This is a genomic window from Acidovorax delafieldii, from assembly GCF_007993815.1.
Taxonomy (GTDB): Bacteria; Pseudomonadota; Gammaproteobacteria; order Burkholderiales; family Burkholderiaceae_C; genus Acidovorax; species Acidovorax delafieldii.
Map to the genome: position 1 here is coordinate 46341 of NZ_VJWE01000019.1, position 26712 is coordinate 73052.

Genomic DNA, 26712 nt, shown 5'->3' on the forward strand with positions numbered 1-26712 from the left:
CGGGCAGGCCCTTCAGGCACTGCTCGTCGGGCTTTCTTATTGGTGCTTCGCCTTGTGGGTGGGCGGCGCTGTCTTATATATAGATAATGGGGGCTGTTCCCTAGAGCGGCGACCCTTCGCCCGGAGTGTCGCGCGGCGTTCTCGCAGAGGTCCATCGGCGGGGCGGCCTGCCTCGCAAAGCCTTGTGCCAGATCACCTGGCTGGTGTGGACGATGCTCCCCGCCATGGCTTGCTGGCCCAATCCGGTGAAAATAGCCCTTTTGTTGCCCTGGCGTGCGCATGGTGCGGTCGCTCGGGCACGGCCCCAGGCCCTGCGCCAGGGATGCCTTCGTAATCCATTGGATCCATGTTTCCATTTTTTTCCCGCAGCAAAATGTCCGACGCACCTGAAGTGAATCCGGCCCCGGCCAAAACCCACGAGCCGCACCCGCTCGATGCGCTGACCGGCGGCGCTTTTTCTGCCGCTACATCGGGTGAGCGCGCTTCCCGCATCCGTGACTGGCTGGCCACGCAGCCAGCGCCTGAGCAGCTGCAGGAGGTGTTCAAGGAGTTGAGCGGACGTGACAAGGGCGCAGCCCGCGCCGTGCGCGAACGGCTGGACGAAATCCGCCGTGCCAAGGGGCAAGAGGCTATTGCGGCCGAATGGGCGGACAAGGCCCAGGCACTGCTGGCGGCCCCCAAGCTCAATATTGCAGATGCCCTGGCCTGGCAGCGGGATGCCGCCAAGGCGGGTGCGCCTCTGTCGCGCGAGCCGCTGTCGCTGCTCAAGGTGCAGCTGGCGGACCGTGTGAAGGTCATTGAAGACCTGCAGCACCGCGTGCAGGTGCAGCGCGAGGCCGCTGTGCTGCTGGCGCAGCGCATTGAAGTGCTTTCCACCAAACCCTGGCGTGATGCCCATGCTGCGCTGGAGCTGCTGCGCGCCGATGTCGCGCGCTGGCAGGAGCAGGCCCAGGAGCTCACGGGCGATGCGAGCTGGGCGAGCGTCGAAGCGCGGTTCCCCCCTTTGCTGGATGCCTCTCGCACCCAGTTGCTGGTGGTGTGGGAGGCTTTTCAGCCCGCAGTCGCCCAGGCGGCTGCAGCGGCAGAAGATGTCTCCGCGCCTCTGCCTCCCGTGCCGGTGTGGGCGGACGAATTGCGCGCTGCCCGTGGCCTGCCCACGGAGGCCGCCGCCGCTGCGGCTGCTTCAGCAGCGGCCAGCAAGCCGGCCCGTGTCGCCAAACCCAAGGTGGCGCCAGAGGTGATCGAAAAGGCGCACCAACTGGTGCGCGATGCGCTGGCGACGCTCGAAAAAGAAACCGCTGAAGGCCATGGCAAGGCCAGCGCTGGCGCAGCGGCTGCGTTGCGCGCCGTGCTCAAGGTGCATGGCAAACACATTGACAATGCCCTGGAGCAGCAGGTGCACACGGCGCTGGTGGCTGCCGGTGAGCTGGAAGGCTGGCAACGCTGGAGTGCCGACCAGGTGCGTGAAGACCTGGTGGCCAAGGCCGAAGCGCTGCTCAACCGCCCCGAGGGCCAGGCCCTGGGTGGCCGCAAGATGCAGGAGACCCTGCGCAATTTGCGAGACCAGTGGAAGCAGGCAGACCAGGGTGGTGCGCCTAACCACGCCCTGTGGAAGAAATTTGATGAAGCCTGCAACGCGGCGCACAAGGTGGTCGAGGCCTGGCTGGACAAGATCCGCACTGAAGCGGCCGAGCACAAGGCTCAGCGCCTGGCGCTGATCGAGGAGGTCAAGGCCTGGGCGCAAGAACACGCTGCGTCGGGCGACTGGAAGGCCATCAACCGCTCGCTGTATCAGTTCGGCGATCGCTGGCGCGAAGGCGGGCATGTGGGCGAGAAGATTTTTGCAGAGCTGCAGCCCCTGTGGAAACAGGCCATTGCCCTGGCCGCTGCCCCCCTGGAGGCTGCACAGAAGGAAAGCCTGGCGCGTCGCCACGCGATGATCGACGAGGCCACAGCCTTGGGCGCGGCACCCGCTTTGCGCATCGACGCCGTCAAGGCGTTGCAACAGCGCTGGCAGGCTGAGGCACAGACCGTGCCGCTGGACCGCAAGCACGAGCAAAAGCTGTGGGACGCATTCCGCAAGCCCATTGACGAAGCGTTCAACCGCAAGTCGGCGGATCGTGACCGTGCTGTCACCGAGTTGAGTGCGCGGGACCGCGTCGTTCTGGACGCCTCCAAGGCCCTGGAGGCTGCCAACGCCACGGGTGATGCGCAGCAGATCCGTGCCGCGATGCAGGCGCTGGAGGCTGCATTGCGCGGCCAGGCCCAGGCGGCGGAAGCGGTCGCCACGGCCAACAAGGATGCCCAGTCGCATGCTGAAGCGCAGGCGAATGCTGCTCCAGCTGCTACTGAAATTGCAGCAGAGGCCTCTGCCGAGGCTGCGGAAGGTGGTGACACCGCTGCAGCCGCGCCTGCGCCAGCACCTGCGGCCCCCAAGCCTGCTGCACGACCTGTTGTGGCGGTGCGTGGGGATGACCGCCCTGGCATGAAGAAAGACGCTCCGGTGGCCCCCGGCCGTGGTGCGCGACCGGGTGACCGCCGCGATGGTCGTCCTGGCGACCGTGACGGTGCCCGCGGCCCACGCAGTGATGGCCGCATGGGCGATCGCGCTGACCGGGGAGGCCGTTTTGGTGATCGTCCAGCCTTCGAGGACCGTGGCCCTCGCTTGGGGGACACGGCATTCCGTGCTCAGCGCGAGGCGATGGAGCACGCGCAGCTGGCTCTGAAGAAGTTGGCCGCACAGGCCCACGGCGAAGCCTTGACCCAGCTGTTGACCGCATGGGAAAAGCGCGATGCAGCGCTGGTCCCCGGCACGCAAGATCTGGGTTCGGGTGTGACGGCATCGGTGCGCAGTGCCTGGACACAGGCATTGTCGGCTGCGCCCAAGGGCGATGCGGCAGAAGCGCTGCTGCGCCTCGAAATGGCGGCCGAGGCCCCAACTCCTGCAGAGCACATTGCCGCGCGGCGCATGTTGCAACTGCAGTTGCTGACGCGCCGCAACGACCCTGCGCCCACCCAGACCTGGGGTCAGGATGTGGCGCGCGTGCTCGCGAGCAATAGCGATGCGGCCAACGCACGCCGTTTGCAGAACGTGCTCAAGACGTTGCTGCGCAAGTAATTGAAGGGCTGGGACGCGCGCTGCGGCGCGTGTACCCTCAGGGCAGCAGACAGAACGAAAAACGAGACCGCCAGCGGTCTCGTTTTTTTCTTTGCTTTGAGGGTTTGAAAACAAAAAAGCCGTTGCAACTGCAACGGCTTTTTATGTGTTTGGTGCCCAGGAGAGGACTCGAACCTCCACGATGTTACTCGCTAGTACCTGAAACTAGTGCGTCTACCAATTCCGCCACCTGGGCTTTCAGATCAGCCTCGAATTATAGGACAAGAAATTCGGGCTTCTGAAGAGTTTTCAAAAAAATGTGCCGTCGGCTCAAAAATCTTTGGCCGCAGCAGGGCATGCAAAACATCTCAGCAAATAAAAAAGCCGCTGGGTGTACAGCGGCTTCGATATTTTGAAAACCATCGCTGGTTCTCGTTAAACTTGGTGCCCAGGAGAGGACTCGAACCTCCACGATGTTACTCGCTAGTACCTGAAACTAGTGCGTCTACCAATTCCGCCACCTGGGCATTTCAGGAAAGACTAAGATTGTATAACAAAAAATCCACCCCCGGCACGCAGCCAGCCACACATTTGTCGCAAGAGATCGAAGGCAGCGTGCAAGGGCACCGTGATGGACACGGTTTCGTCATCCGCGACGATGGCGAAGGCGACATCTATATTCCCCCGAACGAAATGCGCGCAGTTCTGCACAAGGACCGTGTGCGCGTGCGCATCGTGCGCCAGGACCGCCGTGGCCGTCCCGAAGGCCGCGTTGTGGAAATCATCGAACGTCCACCCCAGCCCATCATCGGCCGGCTGCTGCAGGAAAGTGGTGTGTGGCTCGTGGCTCCCGAAGACAAGCGCTATGGCCAGGATGTACTGATCCCCAAGGGCGCCACGGGCGCCGCGAAGCCCGGGCAGGTCGTGGTGGTTGAGCTGACAGAACCTCCGGCCCTGTTCGGCCAGCCTGTGGGGCGTATCACCGAAGTGCTCGGCGAAGTGGACGACCCTGGCATGGAGATTGAGATCGCGGTGCGCAAGTACGGCGTGCCACACGAGTTCTCTGCCGAGTGTCTCGCCCAGGCCAAGGAGCTGCCCGACAAGGTGCGCGCGCAGGACAAGAAACGCCGCGTGGACCTGACCGACGTGCCATTGGTCACCATCGACGGCGAAGACGCGCGCGACTTCGACGATGCCGTGTACTGCGAGCCCGCCAAGGTCGGCCGCAGCAAGGGCTGGCGTCTGCTGGTGGCGATTGCCGACGTGAGCCACTATGTGGAAACGGGCAGCGCCATCGACATCGATGCCTACGACCGCGCCACCAGCGTGTACTTTCCGCGCCGCGTGATTCCCATGCTGCCCGAGAAGCTCAGCAACGGGCTCTGCTCGCTCAACCCCGAGGTGGAGCGCCTGTGCATGGTCTGCGACATGCTGGTCACCGCCAAGGGCGAGGTGCACGCCTACCAGTTCTACCCGGCTGTGATGTTCAGCCACGCGCGCTTCACGTACACCGAGGTCGCCGCCATCCTGGCCAATACGCGCGGCCCGGAAGCCAGCAAGCGCAAGGACCGCGTCAAGGACCTGCTCAACCTGCATGACGTATACCGCGCGCTGCTCATCGCGCGCCAGGCGCGCGGCGCCGTGGACTTCGAGACCACCGAGACGCAAATTGTGTGTGACGAAAACGGCCGCATCGAAAAGATCGTGCCGCGCACCCGCAACGACGCGCACAAGCTCATCGAGGAGGCCATGCTGGCCGCCAACGTGTGCAGCGCCGACTTCATTGCACAGGGTGGCCAGCCGGGCCTGTTCCGTGTGCACGAAGGCCCCACGCCCGAGAAGCAGGAGACCCTGCGCAACTACCTCAAGGCAATGGCCGTGGGCATGACGATTGGCGACGACCCCAAGCCGGGCGACTTCCAGGCGATTGCTACGGCGACCAAGGATCGGCCCGACGCACAACAGATCCACACCATGCTGCTGCGCTCCATGCAGCAGGCCATCTATACGCCCATCAACAGCGGCCACTTCGGCCTGGCGTTCGATGCCTACACCCATTTCACCAGCCCCATTCGTCGGTATCCCGACTTGCTGGTGCATCGGGTCATCAAGGCCATCCTGAGCAAGACGAAGTACGCGCTGCCGTCCTTGCCCACACCCGGCGAAGCCCATGCCAAGCTGGCCAAACGTCTGGCTGCGCGCGTGGCCGCACCTGGCACCAAGCCACGCAAGGATGTGAAACCGCCCAGCCGCGACACCCAGGCCTGGGAGGCCGCAGGCCTGCACTGCAGTGCCAACGAGCGCCGCGCCGACGAGGCCAGCCGCGATGTGGAAGCCTGGCTCAAGTGCAAGTACATGCGCGAGCACCTGGGCGAGGAATACAGTGGCGTGGTCAGTGCTGCGACGAGCTTCGGCATCTTCGTGACGCTGGACGCGATGTACGTCGAGGGGCTGGTGCACATCACCGAATTGGGCGGCGAATACTTCAAGTTCGACGAGGCGCGCCAGGAGCTGCGCGGCGAGCGCACCGGCATCCGCTACGCCATCGGCGCGCGGGTGCGGGTGCAGGTGAGCCGTGTGGATCTGGACGGGCGCAAGATCGACTTCCGCCTGGTGCGCGAAGGCGAGGAACTGCTCGGCCGCGCGCTCAAGGACAAGGGTGTGGGTACCGAGGGGGCTGGTGGTGGTGCCCGCAAGGCGGGTGGTCGGTCCGGCGGACGCAAGGCCGACAAGGCCGCAGGTCCATCTGCCACCGAGCAGGCCGGCCTGACCCGCGAGCGGGCCGCGCGTTCGCCGATCCAGTCGCTCAAAGCATCGGTCAAGAAGGCGGTGGCGGGTAAGTCCAGCAAAGGCAAAGCGCGCAAGCCACGCCGCGGCTGAGGTCGTCGAGCTGGTGGACCAAGGCCCTCCAGCTCGTCTCACCATTGCTATTTAATTGATAGCTGCTAGCGCATATAGAACATGCGCTTGCGGCTATTTTTTATTGAAGTGTGCATGATTGGCGGCTTGAGGGGCGCTCGATGGCTCCAGAAAGCGCGCATACCGTTGTGCCGTGTCGGCGGGGGCTTCCATCATGGGCAGGTGCCCGATGCCAGGCAGTGCGGCGATGTGTGCCTGCGGAAGCAGCTTCTGCACCGTCTGAAGGCCGCTTCGGTCGAACACGCGGTCGCTGTCGCCCCACAGGACCAGGGTGGGGTGCTGCTGCAGGCGGGCCAGGTGTTGTTCCAGCAGATAGCGGTCTTTCAGCTGCGCGTCCCACAGGCGGGTGTTGGATGCAGCGTTGCGCAGCGCGTCCTGCTCGGAGGCATGCAGGATGGGGTAGGGCAGGAAGGGGCGCTTTTCAAACACCAACTCCATCATCGCTTTGAAGGCGGTGGCATTGTGGGCCACCAGCGGGCGTTGCCCGGCGTCGATGAGGCGGTCCATGGTGCTGGGCTGGGGCGAGCGTATGCCGTGGGGCGCGCCGATGAAGGCCACGCTGGCTACGCGCTCAGGGTACCGCAGGGCAAAGAGCGCTGCGATCGTGCCACCCATCGAGTTGCCAGCCAGATGCACTTGCGCCAAGCCGAGTACATCCAGAAACGCGGCGAGGCGCGTCACGTGGGCGGCATAGTCGTAGGCTTGGTCATCGCGCCGCGTGCTTTCGCCAAAGCCCGCGATATCTGGGGCAATCACCCGGTACTGGCCGGTGAGGGGACGCGCAAAATCGACCCAATGGTCCTTCTCCGCAAAAATGCCGTGCAGCAGAACAATGGGCGTTCCAGCATCTGCTCCACTGCCGACAGCTGGCGCGGGGGTTGGGGGCGTGCCGTTGTCCAGGTAGTGGATGGCGTGCATCGCCGCGTTGGTGGTTTTTTCTTCCAGGCCAGACAGATGGCGATTGGCCCTGAGCAGGGGCTCTTTGAACAGTGAAGGGGCCCCGTAGTAGAGGCCGGCTGTGCCCAGTACCAGTGCCGTTGCAACAGAAATAGTGATGCGTTTCAAGAAGCGTTCTCCAGGGATATGGCTGCGTACACGTCAGGGGCCCTGTTTGCACACCGGCAGGCCCCCTGGCAAGAGGCAAGGCTACGGAGATTTCGGTAAAAAAACTTGTAGGTTTGGGCTATGCCGGCACGCAACACACTGACCCTGGGCACTGACCGCGCGCTCTACGTCGGGGAGATCCCGGCCACGGGCTGGCACTGCCATGCGTCGCCGGTGCTGTTGATGGGGCTCTCGGGCCGGTTTGCGGTGCACTGGGGGGCAGGGCGTGTGGAGACCTGCCACAGCGCGTTGGTCGATGCCGGGGTGGAGCACCTGTTCGACCCCTGTGGTGAAGTGGTGGCGCTGGTGTACCTGGAGCCAGATTCGGCGCAGGCGCGCGGCCTGCGGGGGCTGTTCGGGCAAGAGGGGGGTGTGGTGGTGGACGTCGCAGTCCCGGTGGGCGCGCGCAGTGCCATGGAGGGTTATCTGCATCACTTCGACCTGCCCGCCTTGCTGCGTTGCCCGCTCGATAGCGAGGTGGCGCCACTCGACCCACGCGTCGTCCGCAGCCTGCATCTGCTGCGCCATCCGCAGGCGGGGAGGGTGGCTCGGGGTGATCTGGCCTCGGGCGTCCAGCTTTCGGCATCGCGTTTCAACCACCTGTTTCGCGCCGAGATGGGCGTGAGCTTGCGCACCTATCGGGTCTGGTCCCAGGTGCGGTTGGCGATGGCGGGGCTGGCGGTCAGCCCGCGCCTGACCGACGCGGCGCTACATGGCGAGTTTTCTGATTCGGCCCACTTCAGCCGCATGTTCCGGCAGACCTTTGGCATGACACCGTCGAGCGTGCTCAAGCCGCTCAAGAAGGTGACCTTGCTGGCCTGAGGCTCAGCTTCCGCCCACGCGCCGCGCCAGTGCGCTGGCCGTCAGCGCCTGGCGCGCTGGCCAATCATCAGCCGCCTGGCCATGCTGGTACACCGCTTCACTCGCCGCGCGCAAGGCGCTGGCACCGGCGGCCAGGTGGGCGCCCACCATGCCTGCCAGCACATCGCCCGTACCCGCCGTGGCCAGCCGCGCATTGCCCGTGGGGTTGATGGCCGGGACGCGGTCGGGTGCGGCAACCACGGTGCCCGAGCCCTTGAGCACGGCCACGCAGTTGAACTGGTTGGCCAGTTGCTGCGCAGCATCCAGCCGGTGGGCCTGGACCTCGGCCGTGGTCAGGCCCAGCAGGCGCGCAGCCTCCAGCGGGTGCGGTGTGAGCACCGTGGGTTGTCCGTGCTGTCCGCGTGCCACCACCCGCGCGTGCAGTGCGGCCTGGGTGGCGATGGTGTTGAGCGCGTCGGCATCCAGCACCAGTCGGGCCGCGCGGGTGATGACCTCGGGCAGTACGCGTGTGATGGCCTGCCCGCCGCCACAGCCGCAGACCACGGTGAGCTGTTCGAGCGCGAGGGCGTCAAAGCGGCGGAACATCAACTCGGGTTGCTGCAGGTCCAGTTGCAGATGCCCATCGTCCAGCAGGGCCACCAGCACCCGGCCCGCGCCGCTGTGCAGAGCGGCCGAAGCGGCCAGCAATGCGGCGCCCGCCATGCCCATGCCCCGCGCTGCCAGTCCTTCGCCACCCACCACGGCCACGTCGCCATAGCTGCCCTTGTGGCTGGCATGGGTGCGGAGGGCGGGCAGGGCGGGGCCAGAAAGCCAGGCGTTGGGCGGTTCATGCCCGGGTTCTACGCCCAGATCATCCAGCCAGACCTGGCCTGCTGCGTCCCGCCCGGCAGCGGTGAACAGGCCGGGCTTGAGGGTGAGCAGACTCAGCGTGTGGCGTGGCGGGGGCGCTTGGTGGTGCAGGTGGGGTGGGGTGTCGGGCGCCAGGCCCGCGGCAAACTGGCCGGTGTCCGCGTCCAGCCCGCTGGGCAGGTCCACGGCCAGCACAGGGGCCGGGCTGCGGTGCAGGGCTTGCAGGCAGGCTCTGAGCCTTGCGTCGGGCGCGTGTGCGAGGCTGTGGGGTGACGAAGAGACGCCAATGCCCAGCAGCGCATCAATGCACAGGTCGTTGGCCCCCAGATCGTCGGGGGCAGTGTCTGCCCAGGATACGCCCGCATCCCGCGCGCGCTGCCATGAGGCCCTGGCATCCGCCGGGGCCGTATCGGGCTGGCCCAGCCAGGTCACGACCACTCTGCGGCCACTGTGCTGCAGGTGCATGGCAGCCTCCAGCCCGTCACCCCCGTTGTTGCCGGGGCCGCAGGCAATCCACACGGTGCGTGCGTAGGGTGCCAGCGCCTGGGCCAGTTGCGCGACGGCTAGGCCGGCGCGCTGCATGAGCGTGTGCGGGGGCAGGGCGGCTGCCGCCGCTTTTTCCAGGCGGCGCGTGGCGGCCGTGTTGAACAGGGGATAAGGCTGGTGGGCGGTGATGCGGTGCATGGGCTGCAGGGGGCAAGGGCTGCTGCCAGCGGCAGCGCGCCTGCCATTGTGCGCCGATGCCCCGTGCGGGCAAAGCGCAGGCGGGCCTGTGAACAGGCTCTTAGAACCGCCGCATGCCCAGCCCGTCCAGCGACACCTCGGGTTCCCGCTGCGCGATCAGGTCGGCCAGTGCCCGCGCGCTGCCGCAGGCCAGGGCCCAGCCGCCAGCGCCATGGCCGGTGTTGAGCCACAGGCCCGGCACGCCGCTGGCGCCCACCACCGGGGCACCGTCGGGCAGCATGGTGCGGGCACCGCGCCAGATCTGCAGGTTGGATGAAAGCTGCGCCCCCCCGGGGAACCAGTCGTTCAGCGTGCGGTACAGGCGCTGCAGTGTGGGGGTGTGGTGCTCGGCATCGGCCCCGGCCAGTTCAGCGCCACCGGCAATGCGCACGCGCTGGCCCAGGCGGGTGATGGAGATTTGCTGGCCCGCATCCACCACGCTGGCGCGGGGGGCGTGGGTGGATTCGCGCAGCGGGGCGCTCACGGAGTAGCCGTACACCGCCGCCATGGGCAGCCCCAGGCCCAGTGCGGGCAGCAGCGTGGCCGATGCCATGCCGGCGCACAGCACCACGGCATCAAAGCGGTGCAGATCCGTCTCGCCCTGCAGCACCACGCCCGTGGGGCTGGTGCCGACGAGGTCTACGCGGGTGTTGAACACAAACTGCACCCCCGCACCCTGGATGCCCTGGCGCAGCAACTGTGCAAACAGACGGCAGTTGCCCGCGCGCGCATCGGGCAGGTGGATCGCGCCGGCCAGCGGGGCTTCGGGCGAGAGGCCTGGCTCGATCTGGCGCGCCACATCGGCGTCGATCTCACGCAGGGCCACGCCGCTGTCGCGCAGCACTTGCAGCGCGGGCTGCAGGCGGGCGCGGTCTTCTTCGGTGCGCAGCAGCACAAGGCGGCCGTCGCTGGCTTCAAAGTCCAGCTCGTGCTGGTTCGCAATGGCCTGCAGTCGAGCTTGGCTGTATTGCGCCAGGCGTTCGACCGCGGCGGCCGGGGCGCTGTGGCTGCGCGCCATGCTGCGCCAGCGCCGCAGCCAGGCCCAGTTGGCGCGGGTCAGGCCGCCAGCCAGCCGCAGGGTGGCCTGTGTCCCCATCAGTCGCAGCGGCTGGCCGAAGCCCGGCAGCGCCCAGGGGCTGAGCAGGTGGGGCGCCAGCAGCCCGGCGGTGGCAAAGCTGGCCTCTTCGGCGGCCGCGCTGCGTTGTTCAAACACCGTGACTTCGTGGCCGTCGCTGGCCAGTTCGTACGCGGTGGTGACGCCGACAATGCCGGCGCCCACGATAGCAATCTTCATGAATTTGGGTGTTTTTGGCTTGTAGCGCTAGTGAATCATGCGCTGTTAGCTATTATTTTTGTAGTGTTTGCTCGATCTGCAGGCTGATGTTGAGCACCGTGTCGTCCCTGAGCGCCCCGTGCCAGACCATCAGCCCGACCGGGAGTTCCCCTTGCACGTGGCAGGGCAGCGACAGCGCACAGCCGTCCAGCAGATTGACCACACTGGTGTTGCGCAGCAGCAGGTTGTTGACGCGGAAGAACTCGGCATCGCGGGCGGCGTCCCGGGCCTTGTCCGCACCATCCGCAGGAGCGACATCGGACAGCAGTGGCGCCAGGATGGGCACGGTGGGGGACAGCAGGGCGTCGTACGGCTCCATGTCGGCGATCATGCGTGCAATCCATTGCTGGCGCGCCTGCAGCAGGTCGATGTATTCCCAGGCCATCAGCGTGGCGCCTTTTTCAATGCGCATGCGCACCCGGGGGTCGTAGCGGTCGCCTGCGCGCTGCAGCAGCTCGCGGTGCCAGGCGTAGGCTTCGGGGGCGGCAAAGCCGTAGGCGGGCTGTTCCAGCACAGCGGGCAATGCGATGGTGTCGATCTGTGCGCCCGCCTGGCGCAGGGCTTCCACGCTGCGCTCAAAGGCGCGCGCCACGGGGGCGTCGAGCCCGTCCAGGAAGAGGGTGGACGGCACCGCCAGCCGGTACTGGGACAGCGGCGCCAGGCTGCGCGTCACGCGCCGGGCGGCCAGCACCTCGTGCGCCACGATGGCGTCGCGCACGGTGCGCGTCATGGCGCAGGCGGTGTCCAGGGTGGTGGACAGCGGCACGGCGCCGGCGGTAGGCACCAGCCGGGCGGTGTTCTTGAAGCCCACGATGCCGTTGAGCGCTGCAGGAATGCGGATGGAGCCACCGGTGTCCGATCCCAGCCCGATGAACGCCGCGCCAGTGGCTACCGATACCCCGGCGCCGGACGAAGACCCGCCGGGCACGCGGGGCGCGCTGGGCAGGGCGCCAAAGCGGGCATCCCAGGCAGCAGGCGTGCCGTAGTGGGGGTTGACGCCCACGCCAGAGAACGCGAACTCCACCATGTTGGTGCGGCCGATCAGGCTGGCGCCCGCTGCGCGCAGGCGGGCCACGGCCGGGCAGTCCTCGGCTGCTGCGGGAGCGTCTGCGAGCGCGGTAGAGCCCGCCGGGGTGGGTTGGCCGGCCACGTCAAACAGGTCCTTCACCGAAACCGCCAGCCCGGCCAGGGGCAGCTGAGCCACACCCGGCTGCATCGCCGTGGTGCGTGCCTCGTCAAACAGCGTGCGCACAAAGCTGTGGGTGTTGGATGCGGCCTGGGCGGCGTCGATGCAGCGCTCGAGCTCGGCGGGCGCGGTGGTGGCGCCGTCCCGCAGTTGCTCACGGGTGGCGATCAGGTCAGGGAGCATGGGTGTGCTAGAATCTTTGGGTTTTGCTGGGAGCAGTAGCGCAGTGGTGCAAGGTTTGCACAACCGGCGTGGCCGCTGCGGCAAGACCAATCGCAAAGCAGCCCTGTCAAGGTGTTGCAGTGTTCGTGAGGATCACGGCACTGCAAATATTGGGGCTGATTTTAGACCTAACCTTTGGAGTATTTTTATGTCCGTTACCATGCGCGAAATGCTGGAAGCCGGTGTCCACTTCGGTCACCAAACCCGCTTCTGGAACCCCAAGATGGCCCCCTACATCTTCGGCCATCGCAACAAGATTCACATCATCAACCTGGAAAAGTCGCTGCCACTGTTCCAGGAAGCCCAAAAGTTCGCCAAGCAACTGGCTGCCAACCGCGGCACGATCCTGATGGTCGGCACGAAGCGCCAAGCCCGTGAAATCCTGGCCACCGAAGCGCAACGCGCTGGTGTGCCTTTCGTGGACCAGCGCTGGCTGGGCGGCATGCTGACGAACTTCAAGACCGTGAAGACCTCGATCAAGCGCCTCAAGGACATGAAGGCTCAGCAAGAAGCTGGCCTCGAGAACCTGAGCAAGAAGGAGCAACTGACGTTCTCCCGCGAAATCGAAAAGCTCGAAAAGGACATCGGCGGCATCCAGGACATGGCTGCTCTGCCCGACGCCATCTTCATCATCGACGTGGGTTTCCACAAGATCGCCGTGGCCGAAGCCAAGAAGCTGGGCATCCCGCTGATCGGTGTGGTTGATACCAACCACTCGCCCGAAGGCATTGACTACGTGATCCCTGGTAACGACGACTCGGCCAAGGCTGTGACGCTGTACGCCCGTGGCATCGCTGACGCGATCATCGAAGGCCGTGCCAACGCCGTGAATGAAGTCGTGAAGGCTGCAACCGCCGAGAGCACCGACGAATTCGTGGAAGTGCAAGAAGCCGCTGCCTGATAGCCCGGCTGCGCGATCCGTCGCGAACAAAAGCGGGGCCCCTGGTGAGCCCCCTTTTTTTTAGCCCGAATCTGAACTGACTGAACTGAATACTGAAGGAATAAAGATGGCTGCAATTACCGCAAGCATGGTGGCTGAACTGCGTGGCAAGACCGACGCCCCCATGATGGAATGCAAGAAGGCGCTGACCGAAGCCGACGGCGACATGGCCAAGGCGGAAGAGCTGCTGCGCGTCAAGCTGGGTACCAAGGCTGGCAAGGCCGCATCGCGCGTGACTGCTGAAGGCGTGGTCGCCAGCTACATCGACGGCACCACGGGTGCTCTGGTCGAAGTCAACAGCGAAACCGACTTCGTTTCCAAGAACGACAGCTTCATTGCCATGGCCAACGCCGCTGCCAAGCTGGTGGCACTGCACAACCCCGCCACGGTGGAAGCCCTGGGGGCACTGCCCTACGAGCAAGACAGCTTCGGCCCCACGCTGGAAGATGTTCGCAAGGGCCTGATCGGCAAGATCGGCGAAAACATGTCGTTCCGCCGCTTCAAGCGCTTCAGCGGCTCCAACCTGGCAGCCTACCTGCACGGCTCGCGCATCGGTGTGGTCGTCGAGTTCGACGGTGACGCCACCGCCGCCAAGGACGTTGCCATGCACGTGGCCGCCATGAAGCCCGTGGCCCTGACCAGCGCCGACGTGCCTGCCGACCTGATCGCCAAGGAGCGCTCGGTCGCCGAAGGCAAGGCTGACGAAGCCAACAAGGAACTCGTGGCTGCCGGCAAGCCTGCACAAAGCGCTGAAATCACGGCCAAGCGCATCGACGGCGCGGTGCAGAAGTACCTCAAGGAAGTCTCGCTGGCCGACCAGGTCTTCGTGAAGGCTGCCGACGGCAAGCAAACCGTGGCCCAGATGCTCAAGGCTGCCAACACCAACGTGAAGGGCTTCACCCTGTACGTGGTGGGCGAAGGCATCGAGAAGAAGGTGGACGACTTTGCTGCCGAAGTGGCTGCCCAGGTGGCTGCTGCCAAGGCTGCTGCCTGATCGTTCCCTGTAACCACCCCACCAAAGCCTCGTACCACTTACTGGAGAAATTTCCCATGTCCAACGCTGCACCAGCCCACAAGCGCATTTTGCTCAAGCTGTCTGGTGAGGCGTTGATGGGGGATGACGCCTTCGGTATCAACCGCGCCACCATCGTGCGCATGGTCGAGGAGATCGCCGAAGTGACCCGCCTGGGTGTCCAGGTGGCCGTGGTGATCGGTGGGGGCAATATTTTCCGTGGTGTCGCCGGGGGCTCGGTCGGGATGGACCGTGCCACCGCCGACTACATGGGCATGCTGGCCACCGTGATGAACGCCCTGGCCCTGGCCGACGCCATGGACAAGCAGGGCCTGGTGGCCCGTGTGATGTCCGCCATTGCCATTGAGCAGGTGGTCGAGCCCTATGTGCGCCCCAAGGCGCTGCAGTATCTTGAAGAGGGCAAGGTCGTGGTCTTCGCGGCCGGTACGGGCAACCCGTTTTTCACCACCGACACAGCAGCTGCCCTGCGTGGCGCGGAAATTGGCGCCGAACTGGTGCTCAAGGCCACCAAGGTGGACGGCGTTTATACTGCCGACCCCCAGAAGGATCCCACGGCGACGCGCTACACCAAGCTCAGCTTTGACGAGGCCATGTCCCGCAATCTGGGCATCATGGACGCGACTGCCTTCGCCCTGTGCCGTGACCAGAAGCTGCCCGTGAAGGTGTTCTCCATCATCAAACACGGCGCCTTGAAGCGCGTGGTGATGGGCGAAGACGAAGGTACGCTGGTTTACGCTTGATCACGATGGAAAGGCCTGCATTGCATGCAGGTCGGCCCGAGGAGAAAACATGACGATTGCCGACATCAAGAAGACTGCTGAAACCAAGATGGACCAGTCCATCACCGCGTTCAAGAACAACCTGCAGAAGATTCGCACCGGTCGTGCCAATCCGGCCCTGCTCGATACGGTGCAGGTCGAGTATTACGGCTCCCTGGTTCCACTGAGCCAGGTGGCCAACGTGGCGCTGATCGATTCGCGCACCATCAGCGTGCAGCCCTGGGAAAAGGGCATGGGCGCCAAGATTGAAAAGGCCATCCGCGAAAGCGACCTGGGCTTGAACCCGGCTTCCATGGGCGACCTGATCCGCGTGCCCATGCCCCCCATGAGCGAAGAGCGCCGCAAGGAAATGACGAAGCTCGCGCGCAACGAGGGCGAGAGCGCCAAGATCGCCGTGCGCAACCTGCGCCGCGATGCCAACGAATCCGTCAAAAAACTGGTCAAGGACAAGCTGGCGTCCGAAGACGACCAGAAGCGCGCCGAAACGGAAGTGCAAAAATTCACCGACAAGCACATCGCCGAGATCGACGCGCTGGTGGCCGCCAAAGAGCAGGAAATCATGGCGGTTTGAGCCCCCAGGGCTTGAACATTCCCATGTCTGTATCTCCGGTGGTGCCACACCACATTGCCATCGTCATGGATGGCAACGGCCGCTGGGCTACGCGTCGCTTTCTGCCGCGTCTGGCCGGCCACAAGCAAGGGGTTGACTCACTTCGCCGCTGCGCACGCGCTTGCGTGCAGCGCGGCGTTGGTGTGCTCACGGTGTTTGCGTTTTCTTCCGAAAACTGGAACCGCCCCGCCGACGAGGTCTCCGGCCTCATGGAGCTGCTGGCGATGGCGCTGGCGCGCGAGGTGCCCCAGCTCAAGAAAGACGGCGTGCGTCTTCATTTTGTGGGCGAACGTGGCAGCCTTTCGCCCAAGGTGCGAGACGGCCTGGGTCAGGCAGAAGCCGCCACGGCGGACAACACCCGCCTGGTGCTCAACGTCTGCTTCAACTACGGAGGCCGCTGGGACATCGCGCAGGCGGCCGCATCGCTGGCTGCCCGTGGCGAGCCCATCACCGAGGCCAGTCTGCACAATGCGATGGGATTGGCCCACGTGCCCGACCCCGACCTCGTGATCCGCACCGGGGGAGAAATGCGGATCAGCAACTTTTTGCTCTGGCAATCGGCATACTCCGAGTTCTTCTTCAGCGACCGACTGTGGCCCGATTTCGATGAGTCCGCCCTGGACGAGGCCATCGACGCCTTCAGCCGCCGCGAGCGCCGTTTTGGCAAAACCTCTGAACAGATTCTGTCCGCGCATCCTGATCCGATGCCGGGTTGAGAACCTGAACAGGTTCTGAAAGCCCCCATGCTTCAACAGCGCGTCATCACAGCCCTTGTTCTGCTGGCCATCTTGTTGCCCGCGCTTTTCTACGCCAACACCATACCGTTCACGCTGGTCGTGCTGGTTCTGATGGCTGCCGGGGCTTGGGAATGGGGTCGTCTGAGCGGCTTTGGCCAAGCAGGTTCCGTGGCGGTGGGTGTGGCCTGTGTGGCCTTGTGCGCCGGGTCGTGGGCGCTGGGCTGGGTCGATCGCCCGTTGACTGCCCTGTGGGTGGTGGGCGGCGGGCTGTGGGTCCTGGCGGCTGCCTGGCTGCTCAAGGCCGGGGTGCCCGGCTGGCCCCGCATACCGGCCGGTTTGCGCCTGGTCGCTGGGGTGTTGGCCTTGTGGTTGGCATGGCTGGCGGTGGTGCAGGCACGCAATGTAGGCATCAATTTTCTGTTGTCGGTGCTGCTGCTGGTGTGGGTGGCGGATATTTTTGCCTACTTTGCGGGGCGTGCGTTTGGGTTGCGGTTTACCAAGGGCAAGCTGGCACCCTCGATCAGTCCTGGCAAGAGCTGGGAAGGTGTGTGGGGCGGCCTGGCAGGGGTGATGGTGATGGCTTTTGTTTGGGCGGGAGCGGATGCCCACTGGCAGGCGTCGGTGCCCAGTTTTTACAGCCGCATGGCGCAGCAGGGCTGGTGGTTGCTGGTGATTGCGGCGTTGTTCATGGTGGCCATGAGCGTGTCGGGTGACCTGGTGGAGTCGCTCATCAAGCGCAGCGCCGGAGTCAAGGACAGCAGTGGCCTTTTCCCCGGACACGGCGGCGTGCTTGACCGCGTGGATGCCTTGCTGCCCACACTGCCCCTGGCCATGATGCTCACGAGCCTGACAACCCTATGAAGAAACAACGACTCACCGTTCTCGGTTCCACCGGCTCCATCGGGACCAGCACGCTGGATGTGGTGGCGCGCCACCCTGAGCGCTTTGAGGTGTTTGCGCTGAGTGCGGCGACGCAAGTGGATCTCTTGCTGGCGCAGTGCGCGCAGTTTCGCCCGCGTTATGCTGTGATGGCCAGCGCCCCGCACGCTGCTGCCTTGGCTGAAAAATTGCAGGCCAATAGCCTTCCAACGCAAGTCATTCAATCGCAAGATGCTCTTGAAGTGATAGCGTCACACGATGAAGTGGATGCCGTGATGGCTGCCATCGTGGGGGCGGCCGGTCTTGCGCCCTGTCTGGCTGCGGCCCGCGCAGGCAAACGACTGCTGCTGGCCAATAAGGAGGCCCTGGTGGTGGGCGGCGGGTTGTTCATGCAGACCGTGCGCGACGGTGGCGCCACGTTGCTGCCCATTGACAGCGAACACTCGGCCATCTTCCAGTGCTTGCCAGAAGACCCTGCCACTTGGTCTGACCGGGTGGACAGCATCCTGCTCACAGCCTCGGGCGGCCCGTTCCGCCAGCGGGACCCTTCCACGCTGGCGCAGATCACCCCTGACCAGGCCTGCGCGCACCCCAACTTCTCGATGGGACGCAAGATTTCCGTGGATTCGGCCACGATGATGAACAAGGCCCTGGAGGTCATTGAGGCCCGCTGGCTGTTTGATCTGCACCCGGACCAGATCAAGGTGGTCATCCACCCGCAGCAGATCATCCATTCGATGGTTCAGTTCAAGGACGCCTCCATCCTGGCGCAGCTGGGTACGCCCGACATGCGAGTGCCCATTGCCTGCGGCCTGTCCTGGCCCGAGCGCATTACCAGCGGGGCCAGCAAGCTGGATTTCTCGACCCTGAGCGCCCTCGCGTTTGAAGACGCGGACGCCATTCGCTTCCCGGGCCTGCACCTGTCCTGGCAGGCGCTGAAGGCGGCCGAGGGGACCACTGCCGTGCTGAATGCGGCCAACGAGGTGGCGGTGGGCGCCTTTTTGTCGGGTCGGCTGCGTTTTGACCATATTCATGCGGTCAACCTTGCAACTTTGGATGCAGTTTCGCCCTCCAAGCCCGATTCGCTCGCCGCGTTGCTGGATCTGGACACCCAGGCCCGCCATGCGGCTGAACATGTGGCGGGCCGTCTGGCTGCCTGACTGCCGGCCCACTCAGGAACCAACCATCCATGCTGCTTACTATCGCTGCCTTCATCGTCGCCCTCGGTCTTTTGATCGCAGTGCACGAATACGGGCACTACCGCGTGGCGGTGGCCTGTGGGGTCAAGGTATTGCGGTTCTCTGTGGGTTTCGGCAAGCCGCTATTGCGCTGGCAGCCCCAGGGGTCTCCCACGGAGTTTGTGCTGGGAGCCTTCCCATTGGGGGGCTATGTGCGCATGCTGGACGAGCGAGAGGCACCCGTTGCCGCAGAGGAGCGGCATCTGGCCTTCAACACCCAGCCCCTGCGCTCGCGAGCAGCCATCGTTGCGGCTGGGCCCATCGCCAATTTGTTGTTGGCAGTGCTGCTGTATTCGGTGGTGAACTGGAACGGTGTCGAGGAGCCCCGAGCCATTCTGGCAAGCCCGGTCGCAGGCTCTGTCGCACACAGTGCCGGTTTGCGGGGCGGTGAACTGGTAGAGCAAGCCGCTTTGGGGGCAGAAGACCTGGAGCCAGTTCGTTCGTTTGAAGACCTGCGGTGGCTGCTGACCCGCGGTGCGCTTGAGGGGCTGAACGTGCGTCTTGACGTCCAGTCCGCCCATGGTGCGGGCCATCGTGAGGTTGTGCTCGACATGTCCCGGATCGACAGCCGTGAGGCTGATGCCCAGCTGTTTCGCAAGGTCGGCATCCTGGGACCTTGGACCCGCCCTGTGTTGGGCGAGGTCATGGCGCAAAGCGCGGCTGAGCGCTCGGGCCTGCGCCAAGGTGATGTGGTGCTCAAGGTGGGGCAGACCGATGTGGTGGATGGGCAGCAACTGCGCGAGTTGATCCGGCAGTCTGTGCGGGGGAACGAGCCATTGGCGCAGCCTTGGCGCGTTGAGCGCGGTGGTCAGGTGATGACACTGGACGTGTTGCCCGAGGCTGTGACCGAACCGGCTAATACGGTGGGGCGCATTGGCGCCTACGTGGGAGCTGCACCAGAATTTGTCACGGTGGACTACGGGCTGGTCGATGGTCTGTGGGGTGGTGTGGTGAAGACCTGGGATGTGTCGCTGCTGACCCTGCGCATGATGGGCCGCATGGTGATCGGCGAGGCGTCGCTCAAGAACCTCAGTGGCCCCTTGACCATTGCCGACTACGCAGGCCGCTCAGCCAGCATGGGGCTGACGCAGTACCTCATCTTTCTGGCGCTGATCAGTGTGAGCCTGGGGGTGCTGAACCTGCTTCCGCTGCCAGTCTTGGACGGTGGGCACCTGATGTATTATCTTTGGGAGGGTGTCACGGGCAGGGGTGTGTCGGACGCATGGATGGAGCGATTGCAGCGTGGAGGCGTTGCTGTCCTGCTTGTCATGATGTCCATAGCTCTGTTCAACGATATCACCCGGCTCTTTGGCTAACACTTTTGCCGCGCTTGCCCTGCAACTGCGGCTCCCGCTTCATTCATGAAAAAACACATCAATCGCCTGGGCGTGCGTACCGCATCGGCCGTTGCAGCCATGATTTTTGCCGCCAATGCGGCATGGGCTCTGGAGCCATTCAAGGTGCAGGACATTCGCGTGGAGGGCTTGCAGCGTGTGGAGCCGGGTACCGTGTTTGCATCCATGCCCCTGCGGGTGGGTGACGACTACAACGACGAAAAAGGCGCCGCAGCAATTCGTACGCTGTTCGGCCTGGGACTCTTCAAGGATGTGCGCCTGGAGGCCAGCGGCAACGTTCTGGTGGTGGTGGTCGAAGAGCGCCCCACTGTCGCCGACGTGGACTTTGCCGGTGCCCGTGAATTCGACAAAGATGCGCTTAAAAAAGCCATGCGCGAAGTGGGCCTGACGGAAGGGCGTCCTTATGACAAGGCGCTCACCGACCGCGCCGAACAAGAGCTCAAGCGCCAGTACATCAACAAGAGCCTGTATGGCGCCGAGGTGGTGACCACGGTCACGCCCATCGAGCGCAACCGCGTTAACCTGACCTTCACGATCACGGAAGGTGAGCCCGCACGCATCAAGGAAGTGCGCATCGTGGGCAACAAGGCGTTCAGTGAATCGACGCTCAAGGGCCTGTTCGACCAGGACACGGGGGGCTGGCTGAGCTGGTACACCAAGTCCGATCGCTACTCGCGCACCAAGCTCAACGCCGACCTTGAAACCCTGCGCTCGTATTACCTGCAGCGCGGCTACCTGGAGTTCCGTGTGGACTCGACGCAGGTCGCCATCTCGCCGGACAAGCAGGACATCTCCATCACTGTCAATGTGACGGAAGGCGAACGGTATGTGGTGTCGGGCGTGAAACTCGAAGGCAACTATCTGGACCGCGAGGACGAGTTCAAGTCGCTGGTGACCATTCGCCCAGGTGAGCCCTACAACGCCGACCAGGTGACTGAGACCACCAAGGCCTTCTCTGAGTATTTCGCCCGGTTTGGTTTTGCATTTGCCCGTGTGGAGGCTGTGCCCGAAATCGACCGCGAGAACAATCGTGTCAACTTTGTGCTGCAGGCCGAACCGGCACGCCGCGCCTACGTGCGCCGTATCAACGTCAGTGGCAACAACCGCACGCGTGACGAAGTCATTCGCCGTGAGTTCCGCCAATACGAGGCCTCCTGGTACGACGGCGACAAGATCCGCCTGTCCCGCGACCGCGTGGACCGTCTGGGCTTCTTCACGGAAGTGAACGTGGAAACCCAGGAAGTGCCCGGCTCGCCCGACCAGGTCGATCTGGTGATCAACGTGGCAGAAAAGCCCACCGGCTCGTTGCAACTGGGTGTGGGTTTTTCCAGCGCCGAAAAAGCGTCTCTCTCGTTCGGTATCAAGCAGGAAAACATCTTTGGCTCGGGCAACTACCTGGGCATCGACGTCAACACGAGCAAGTACCGGCGCACACTGGTGTTCAGCACCACCAACCCGTACTTCACGCCCGAAGGCATCTCGCGCACGCTCGATGTGTACTACCGCACCGACAAGCCCTATGAAGACCAGGGGGGCAATTACCAGCTGGTAACCACCGGGACCTCCGTGCGTTTTGGCGTGCCTTTCAGTGAGACCGACACGGTGTTCTTTGGCGGTGGGCTGGAGCAGACCCGCATCAAGCCCGGCACGAACATCCCGGCCACCTACCTGTTTTACGCAGACAAGTTCGGCTACAGCAGCACCTCGATTCCATTGACTGTGGGCTGGTCCCGTGACGACCGGGACAGCGCCTTGGCGCCCAACTCCGGCCGGTACCAGCGCCTCAATTCCGAATGGTCTGTGGCAGGCGATGCACGCTACGTGCGGGCCAACTATCAGTACCAGCAGTACATCCCCCTCAACAAGCGCTTCACCATTGCGTTCAACGGCGAGGCCGGTTATGGCAAGGGCTTGAACGGCCGTCCGTTCCCGGTATTCAAGAACTTCTACTCGGGTGGTCTGGGCTCGGTGCGTGGTTTCGACCAGGGCACCCTGGGACCACGTGATGTGACCGGGGCCTCGTTGGGTGGGCCCAAGAAGATCACGCTGAACACCGAGCTGATTGCTCCGTTCCCGGGTGCTGGCAATGACCGGACCCTGCGTGTGTTCACGTTCCTGGACGTGGGCAATGTGTACGGCGAGAACGACAAAGTTACCTTCAGTGACATGCGTGCCTCCGTGGGCCTGGGGCTGAGCTGGATTTCGCCGCTCGGTCCCTTGCGTTTGGCGTTTGCGCAGCCAGTGCGCAAGTTCGCCGGCGATAGAATCCAGAAACTGCAATTCCAGATTGGAACGTCTTTCTAATGAAATCCTTTTCTCGCCATCTCTCTGTGGCCTTGCTGCTCGGCACCGTTGCCATTGCAGCCCCTGCACAAGCGCAAGAGTTCAAAGCCGGTTTCGTCAACACCGATCGCATCTTCCGAGAAGCCACCACAGCCAAGGCTGCGCAGGCCAAGCTGGAGCAGGAGTTCTCCCGTCGCGAGAAAGAACTGGTGGATCTGGGCAACACCCTGAAGACTGCCAGCGACAAGTTTGAGCGTGAAGCACCCACCATGGCGGAGAGCCAGCGCACTGCGCGGCAGCGCCAGCTGGTGGACCAGGACCGCGACTTCCAGCGCAAGCGCCGTGAATTCCAGGAAGACCTGAGCGCCCGCAAGAACGAAGAGCTGTCGCAAGTGCTGGAACGCGCCAACAAGGTGGTCAAGCAGGTGGCCGAGGCCGAAAAATACGACGTGATCCTGCAAGAGGCCGTCTACATCAATCCCAAGCACGACATCACCGACAAGGTGATCAAGGCCCTGAATGCCGCTGCTGCTGCCAAGTAAGCCGCTGCGCAAGACAGGTGGCGCGTGAGCAGCTTGCTTCTCGGGCACATTGTTGATGCGCTCGGTGGTTCGCTGGAAGGGGGCGCGCGGGAAACCGTCATCGCCCGCATTGCGCCACTGGAGGTCGCGGGTCCGGGAGACCTCAGTTTCCTGAGCAATCCCCGCTACCAACAGCAACTGGCCGCCTCCCGGGCGGCCTGTGTCATTGTGGCGCCTGCCATGCGCGACGCCGCATTGGCACGGGGCGCCTGCATCGTGGCCGACAACCCCTACGTGTACTTCGCCCGCGCTACCCAGTTGTGGCGGCAGCGCAATACGCCCGCGCGGTCGTCCGGTGTGCACCCCAGCGCAGTGGTTGATCCCTCGGCGCTGGTCCACCCCTCGGCCACCATCGGTCCGCTGTGCGTGATTGAGCGGGGCGCCTCGGTGGGCGCAGATACCGTGCTCAAGTCGCGCGTCACCGTGGGCGAGGGCTGCAGCATCGGCGCGCGTTGCATCGTCCATGCGGGCGTGGTCATTGGCGCTGATGGTTTCGGTTTTGCGCCTGAGAACGGGCAGTGGGTCAAGATCGAGCAACTGGGTGCCGTGCGCATTGGAGATGACGTCGAGATTGGCGCCAACACCTGCATCGACCGGGGTGCGCTGCAGGACACGGTGATCGAAGACGGCGTGAAGCTCGACAACCTGATCCAGATCGGGCACAACGTGCGTATCGGCAAGCACTCGGCCATGGCTGGGTGTGTAGGCGTGGCGGGCAGTGCCACCATCGGGGCGCATTGCACGGTAGGCGGTGGTGCCATCGTGTTGGGGCACCTGGAGCTGGCTGACAACGTGCACATCTCGGCCGCGACGGTGGTCACCCGCTCTCTCACCCGGCCTGGTCAGTACACCGGCATGTTCCCCATCGACGACAATGCGCGCTGGGAAAAAAACGCTGCCACACTCAAACAATTGCACAGCCTGCGCGAGCGCATCAAGGCGCTGGAGCTGGCCCTCAAGGCAGCATGAACGGAAGAACAACTCGATGATGGATATTCACGCAATTCTCAAACAACTGCCCCACCGCTACCCGTTTTTGCTGGTGGACAAGGTGATCGAGTTAGAGAGCAACACCCGCATCAAGGCCATCAAGAACGTGACGTTCAACGAGCCCTATTTCATGGGGCATTTCCCTGGCCGTCCGGTGATGCCGGGTGTGTTGATCCTGGAAGCACTGGCCCAAGCTGCGGGCTTGCTGGCGTTCGATGCCATGGGCAAGGTGCCCGATGAGAACAACATTTACTACTTTGTCGGTATCGATGGCGCGCGGTTCAAGCGCCCTGTGGAGCCCGGTGACCAGTTGATCCTGACCATCACCATCGACCGCGTGCGCGGTGGCATCTGGAAGTTCAAGGGCGTTGCGAGCGTGGGCGAAGAGGTGGCCTGCGAGGCCGAACTCATGTGCACCATGCGCAACGTCGGTTGACCGGTTCAGGCCTGTTGGATCGTGAGCAATATCCACCCCACAGCCATTGTTGCGGACGGCGCCCGCCTGGACCCTACGGTCACGGTGGGGCCCTACGCGGTCATTGGCGAGCATGTGTCCATCGGCGCGGGCACCACAGTTGGCGCGCACTGCGTGATCGATGGGCGCACCACGATTGGCGCTGACAACCGCATTTTCCAGTTCAACTCCATCGGCGCCATCCCGCAGGACAAGAAGTACGCAGGCGAGCCGACCGAGCTGGTCATCGGTGACCGCAACACCATCCGCGAATTCTGCACGCTGAACCTGGGCGTGCCCCAGGCCGGCGGCATCACCACCGTGGGCCATGACAACTGGATCATGGCGTACACCCACATCGCGCACGATTGCCATGTGGGCAACCACACCACGCTGGCGAACAACACCACGCTGGCAGGGCATGTGCACCTGGGCGACTGGGTGACGGTGGGCGGACTCACGGGCATCCACCAGTTCGTCAAGATTGGTGCGCACGCGATGGTGGGCTTTGCCAGCGCGGTGTCGCAGGACGTGCCGCCTTTCATGCTGGTGGATGGCAATCCCCTGGCCGTGCGCGGCTACAACGTGGTGGGGCTGCGCCGCCGTGGCTTTTCGGTCGAGCGCATTGCTGCGGTCAAGCAGATGCACAAGCTGATTTATCGCCAGGGCCTGACGCTGGAGGCCGCGCGTGCCGCCATTGCAGAGTTGGCGCAGTCCGCACCGCAGGCCGGTGACGATGCGGCGATGATGGAGCGGTTCCTGGCCGACGCCACGCGCGGCATTGCGCGCTGAGGGCTGGGCGATGGCAGATTCCCCCCGCGTCGCCATGGTGGCGGGCGAGACGTCGGGCGACTTGCTGGCGGGCTTGCTCATCGATGGCATGCAGGCGCATTGGCCCGGGCTGCAATCCTGCGGCATTGGCGGGCCGCAGATGGCGCGCCGCGGTTTTACTGCCTGGTGGCCCAGCGACAAGCTGGCAGTGCACGGCTACAGCATGGAGGTGCTGCGCCGGCTGCGCGAGCTGCTGGGTATTCGCAATCAACTGCGCGAGCGCCTGCTCAAGGACCGCCCCGACGTCTTCATCGGTGTGGATGCACCCGATTTCAACCTGGGCCTGGAGGCCGATTTACGCGCTGCGGGCATCAAGACCGTGCATTTCGTGTGCCCGTCCATCTGGGCCTGGCGTGCGGATCGCGTCGACAAGATCCGCCGCAGCGCGGACCATGTGCTGTGCATCTTCCCGTTTGAGCCAGAGCTGCTCGCGCAGCACGGCATTGCCGCCACCTACGTAGGTCACCCGCTGGCGGGCGTGATTCCCATGGTGCCGGACCGTGCAGCCGCGCGTGCGCAATTGGGTCTGAAGGGTGAGGACGAAGTCCTGGCCATCCTGCCAGGGAGCCGCTCCTCCGAGATCCAGTACATTGCCCAGCCATTCTTTGAGGCTGCAGCGCTAATACTTAAAGCGCGACCAGCTATTAAATTGATAGTGCCTGCAGTGCCCGCACTGCGTGATCGCATCGAGCAGTTGGCGCGCGCGTGCGGTCTGGGCGATGCCTTGCAAATCACCACGGGCCAGTCGCACACGGTGCTCGCAGCGTGTGATGCCACGTTGATTGCCAGCGGCACCGCGACGCTGGAGGCCGCGCTCTTCAAGCGGCCCATGGTCATCGGCTACCACATGCACCCGCTCAGCTGGTGGCTCATGCGCCGCAAGCAGTTGCAACCCTGGGTGGGTCTGCCCAACATCCTGTGCCGCGAGTTTGTGGTGCCCGAGCTGATCCAGGACGCCGCCGCGCCCCAGGCGCTTTGCGCAGCCACGCTGGACTGGCTGGATGCAAAGCGCCAAGATCCCCGAAAAATTGCAGCCCTGGAGCAGCGCTTTACGGCGCTGCACGAGAGCCTGCTGCGCAACACCCCCCAACTGGCTGCCGATGCGATCCAGAAAATCCTCGCTCCCGCTGCCTGAGCAGGCCTGCCTGCCCTGGCACCCGCCCGGCCTTGTGGCTGGCGTGGATGAGGCTGGCCGTGGCCCCCTGGCCGGGCCCGTGGTGGCAGCGGCTGTGATCCTGGACGACCTGCATCCGATTGCGGGCTTGGCCGACTCCAAGAAACTCACGGCCGCGCGGCGCGAGAAGCTCTACGACGAGATCCGCGCCAAGGCCCTGTGCTGCAGCATTGCCGAGGCCAGCGTGGAAGAGATTGACCAGCTCAACATCCTGCAGGCCACTCTTCTGGCCATGCGCCGTGCCGTCATGGGGCTGCGGCTCAAACCGGCCATGGTGCTGGTGGACGGCAACCGGCTGCCCGTGCTGGACGTTCCTGCGGAGGCCATCGTCAAGGGCGATGCGCTGGTGCCGGCCATCTCGGCGGCCTCCATCCTCGCCAAGGTGCACCGCGACCGCTGGTGCGCGCAGGTGCATGACGAGTTTCCGCAGTACGGCTTTGCCGGCCACAAGGGGTACGGTACGGCCGTGCACATGGCCGCCTTGCGGGAGCACGGTGCCTGCATTTACCACCGGCGCTCGTTTGCGCCGGTGGCCCAGAACCTGCGCGCCGGATCCTGACCGCGCGCTGAAAA

At 64.4% G+C, this 26712-nt stretch carries 22 protein-coding genes and 2 tRNA genes; 18 read left to right on the top strand and 6 right to left on the bottom strand.

Going from position 1 to position 26712, the window contains the following annotated elements:
* The first annotated feature begins 346 nt into the window (after nt 1-346).
* On the top strand, nt 347-3118 hold the full coding sequence (locus tag ATF69_RS22245) for a DUF349 domain-containing protein (protein WP_146872326.1): 2772 nt from the start codon (nt 347-349) through the stop codon (nt 3116-3118).
* A 150-nt stretch (nt 3119-3268) separates the two neighbouring features.
* Here ATF69_RS22245 and ATF69_RS22250 read toward each other — a convergent pair.
* Both ATF69_RS22250 and ATF69_RS22255 read right to left on the bottom strand, forming a co-directional pair.
* Nucleotides 3269-3353, bottom strand: a tRNA-Leu gene (locus ATF69_RS22250).
* A 186-nt stretch (nt 3354-3539) separates the two neighbouring features.
* Nucleotides 3540-3624 (bottom strand) — tRNA-Leu (locus ATF69_RS22255).
* 19 nt (nt 3625-3643) lie between these two features.
* Here ATF69_RS22255 and rnr point away from each other — a divergent pair.
* On the top strand, nt 3644-5977 hold the full coding sequence (gene rnr, locus ATF69_RS22260) for a ribonuclease R (protein WP_146872327.1): 2334 nt from the start codon (nt 3644-3646) through the stop codon (nt 5975-5977).
* A 93-nt stretch (nt 5978-6070) separates the two neighbouring features.
* On the opposite strand, the gene ATF69_RS22265 is transcribed toward rnr, so the two are convergent.
* A complete protein-coding gene (locus tag ATF69_RS22265; RefSeq protein WP_146872328.1) occupies nt 6071-7081 on the bottom strand; it encodes an alpha/beta fold hydrolase in 1011 nt (336 codons plus the stop codon).
* 120 nt (nt 7082-7201) lie between these two features.
* Here ATF69_RS22265 and ATF69_RS22270 point away from each other — a divergent pair, with 120 nt between their 5' ends.
* Nucleotides 7202-7942, top strand: a complete 741-nt coding sequence (locus tag ATF69_RS22270) for a helix-turn-helix domain-containing protein (RefSeq protein ID WP_146872329.1) — start codon at nt 7202-7204, stop codon at nt 7940-7942.
* A 3-nt stretch (nt 7943-7945) separates the two neighbouring features.
* On the opposite strand, the gene ATF69_RS22275 is transcribed toward ATF69_RS22270, so the two are convergent.
* The 3 genes from ATF69_RS22275 to ATF69_RS22285 all read right to left on the bottom strand — a co-directional run bounded on the left by ATF69_RS22275 (nt 7946) and on the right by ATF69_RS22285 (nt 12216).
* Nucleotides 7946-9475: an NAD(P)H-hydrate dehydratase gene (locus ATF69_RS22275; RefSeq protein ID WP_146872330.1), complete on the bottom strand. Its 1530-nt coding sequence runs from the start codon at nt 9473-9475 to the stop codon at nt 7946-7948.
* Between the two features lie 100 nt (nt 9476-9575).
* Nucleotides 9576-10808 (bottom strand): FAD-dependent oxidoreductase, encoded by a 1233-nt coding sequence (locus ATF69_RS22280; protein WP_146872331.1) that lies wholly within the window; start codon nt 10806-10808, stop codon nt 9576-9578.
* Nucleotides 10809-10860: 52 nt separating this feature from the next.
* On the bottom strand, nt 10861-12216 hold the full coding sequence (locus ATF69_RS22285) for an amidase (RefSeq protein WP_146872332.1): 1356 nt from the start codon (nt 12214-12216) through the stop codon (nt 10861-10863).
* Between the two features lie 187 nt (nt 12217-12403).
* Here ATF69_RS22285 and rpsB point away from each other — a divergent pair, with 187 nt between their 5' ends.
* The 15 genes from rpsB (at nt 12404) to rnhB (ending at nt 26698) form a co-directional block, all read left to right on the top strand.
* Complete coding sequence (rpsB, locus tag ATF69_RS22290; RefSeq protein ID WP_056067188.1) at nt 12404-13156, top strand: 30S ribosomal protein S2; 753 nt, start codon at nt 12404-12406, stop codon at nt 13154-13156.
* A gap of 106 nt (nt 13157-13262) precedes the next feature.
* On the top strand, nt 13263-14189 hold the full coding sequence (tsf, locus tag ATF69_RS22295; protein ID WP_015013552.1) for a translation elongation factor Ts: 927 nt from the start codon (nt 13263-13265) through the stop codon (nt 14187-14189).
* A gap of 56 nt (nt 14190-14245) precedes the next feature.
* A complete protein-coding gene (pyrH, locus tag ATF69_RS22300) occupies nt 14246-14968 on the top strand; it encodes a UMP kinase (RefSeq protein ID WP_008906712.1) in 723 nt (240 codons plus the stop codon).
* A 49-nt stretch (nt 14969-15017) separates the two neighbouring features.
* On the top strand, nt 15018-15578 hold the full coding sequence (gene frr / locus ATF69_RS22305; protein WP_056067192.1) for a ribosome recycling factor: 561 nt from the start codon (nt 15018-15020) through the stop codon (nt 15576-15578).
* 23 nt (nt 15579-15601) lie between these two features.
* A complete protein-coding gene (uppS, locus tag ATF69_RS22310; protein WP_056067194.1) occupies nt 15602-16333 on the top strand; it encodes a polyprenyl diphosphate synthase in 732 nt (243 codons plus the stop codon).
* 27 nt (nt 16334-16360) lie between these two features.
* Complete coding sequence (locus ATF69_RS22315) at nt 16361-17215, top strand: phosphatidate cytidylyltransferase (protein ID WP_146872333.1); 855 nt, start codon at nt 16361-16363, stop codon at nt 17213-17215.
* Nucleotides 17212-18393 carry a 1-deoxy-D-xylulose-5-phosphate reductoisomerase gene (gene ispC / locus ATF69_RS22320; protein WP_146872334.1) on the top strand — a complete coding sequence of 394 codons (1182 nt, stop codon included), beginning with the start codon at nt 17212-17214 and terminating at the stop codon, nt 18391-18393. The genes ATF69_RS22315 and ispC overlap by 4 nt, the downstream gene beginning before the upstream one ends.
* 29 nt (nt 18394-18422) lie before the next feature.
* Nucleotides 18423-19787 (top strand): RIP metalloprotease RseP, encoded by a 1365-nt coding sequence (gene rseP, locus ATF69_RS22325; RefSeq protein WP_146872335.1) that lies wholly within the window; start codon nt 18423-18425, stop codon nt 19785-19787.
* 45 nt (nt 19788-19832) lie between these two features.
* Nucleotides 19833-22130 carry an outer membrane protein assembly factor BamA gene (gene bamA, locus ATF69_RS22330; protein WP_146872336.1) on the top strand — a complete coding sequence of 766 codons (2298 nt, stop codon included), beginning with the start codon at nt 19833-19835 and terminating at the stop codon, nt 22128-22130.
* Nucleotides 22130-22651, top strand: coding sequence for an OmpH/Skp family outer membrane protein (locus ATF69_RS22335; RefSeq protein ID WP_056067203.1), 522 nt, complete (start codon nt 22130-22132; stop codon nt 22649-22651). Before bamA ends, ATF69_RS22335 begins: the two co-directional genes overlap by 1 nt.
* A 24-nt stretch (nt 22652-22675) precedes the next feature.
* Nucleotides 22676-23659, top strand: a complete 984-nt coding sequence (lpxD, locus tag ATF69_RS22340) for a UDP-3-O-(3-hydroxymyristoyl)glucosamine N-acyltransferase (RefSeq protein ID WP_146872337.1) — start codon at nt 22676-22678, stop codon at nt 23657-23659.
* A 16-nt stretch (nt 23660-23675) separates the two neighbouring features.
* Nucleotides 23676-24116, top strand: coding sequence for a 3-hydroxyacyl-ACP dehydratase FabZ (fabZ, locus tag ATF69_RS22345; RefSeq protein WP_056067207.1), 441 nt, complete (start codon nt 23676-23678; stop codon nt 24114-24116).
* Nucleotides 24117-24137: 21 nt separating this feature from the next.
* The gene (gene lpxA, locus ATF69_RS22350; protein WP_146872338.1) at nt 24138-24926 is read left to right on the top strand and encodes an acyl-ACP--UDP-N-acetylglucosamine O-acyltransferase; all 789 of its coding nucleotides are present in this window, start codon (nt 24138-24140) and stop codon (nt 24924-24926) included.
* Nucleotides 24927-24936: 10 nt separating this feature from the next.
* Nucleotides 24937-26100, top strand: coding sequence for a lipid-A-disaccharide synthase (gene lpxB, locus ATF69_RS22355; RefSeq protein WP_146872339.1), 1164 nt, complete (start codon nt 24937-24939; stop codon nt 26098-26100).
* Complete coding sequence (rnhB, locus tag ATF69_RS22360; protein ID WP_108498900.1) at nt 26066-26698, top strand: ribonuclease HII; 633 nt, start codon at nt 26066-26068, stop codon at nt 26696-26698. Before lpxB ends, rnhB begins: the two co-directional genes overlap by 35 nt.
* The last annotated feature ends 14 nt before the right edge of the window (nt 26699-26712 follow it).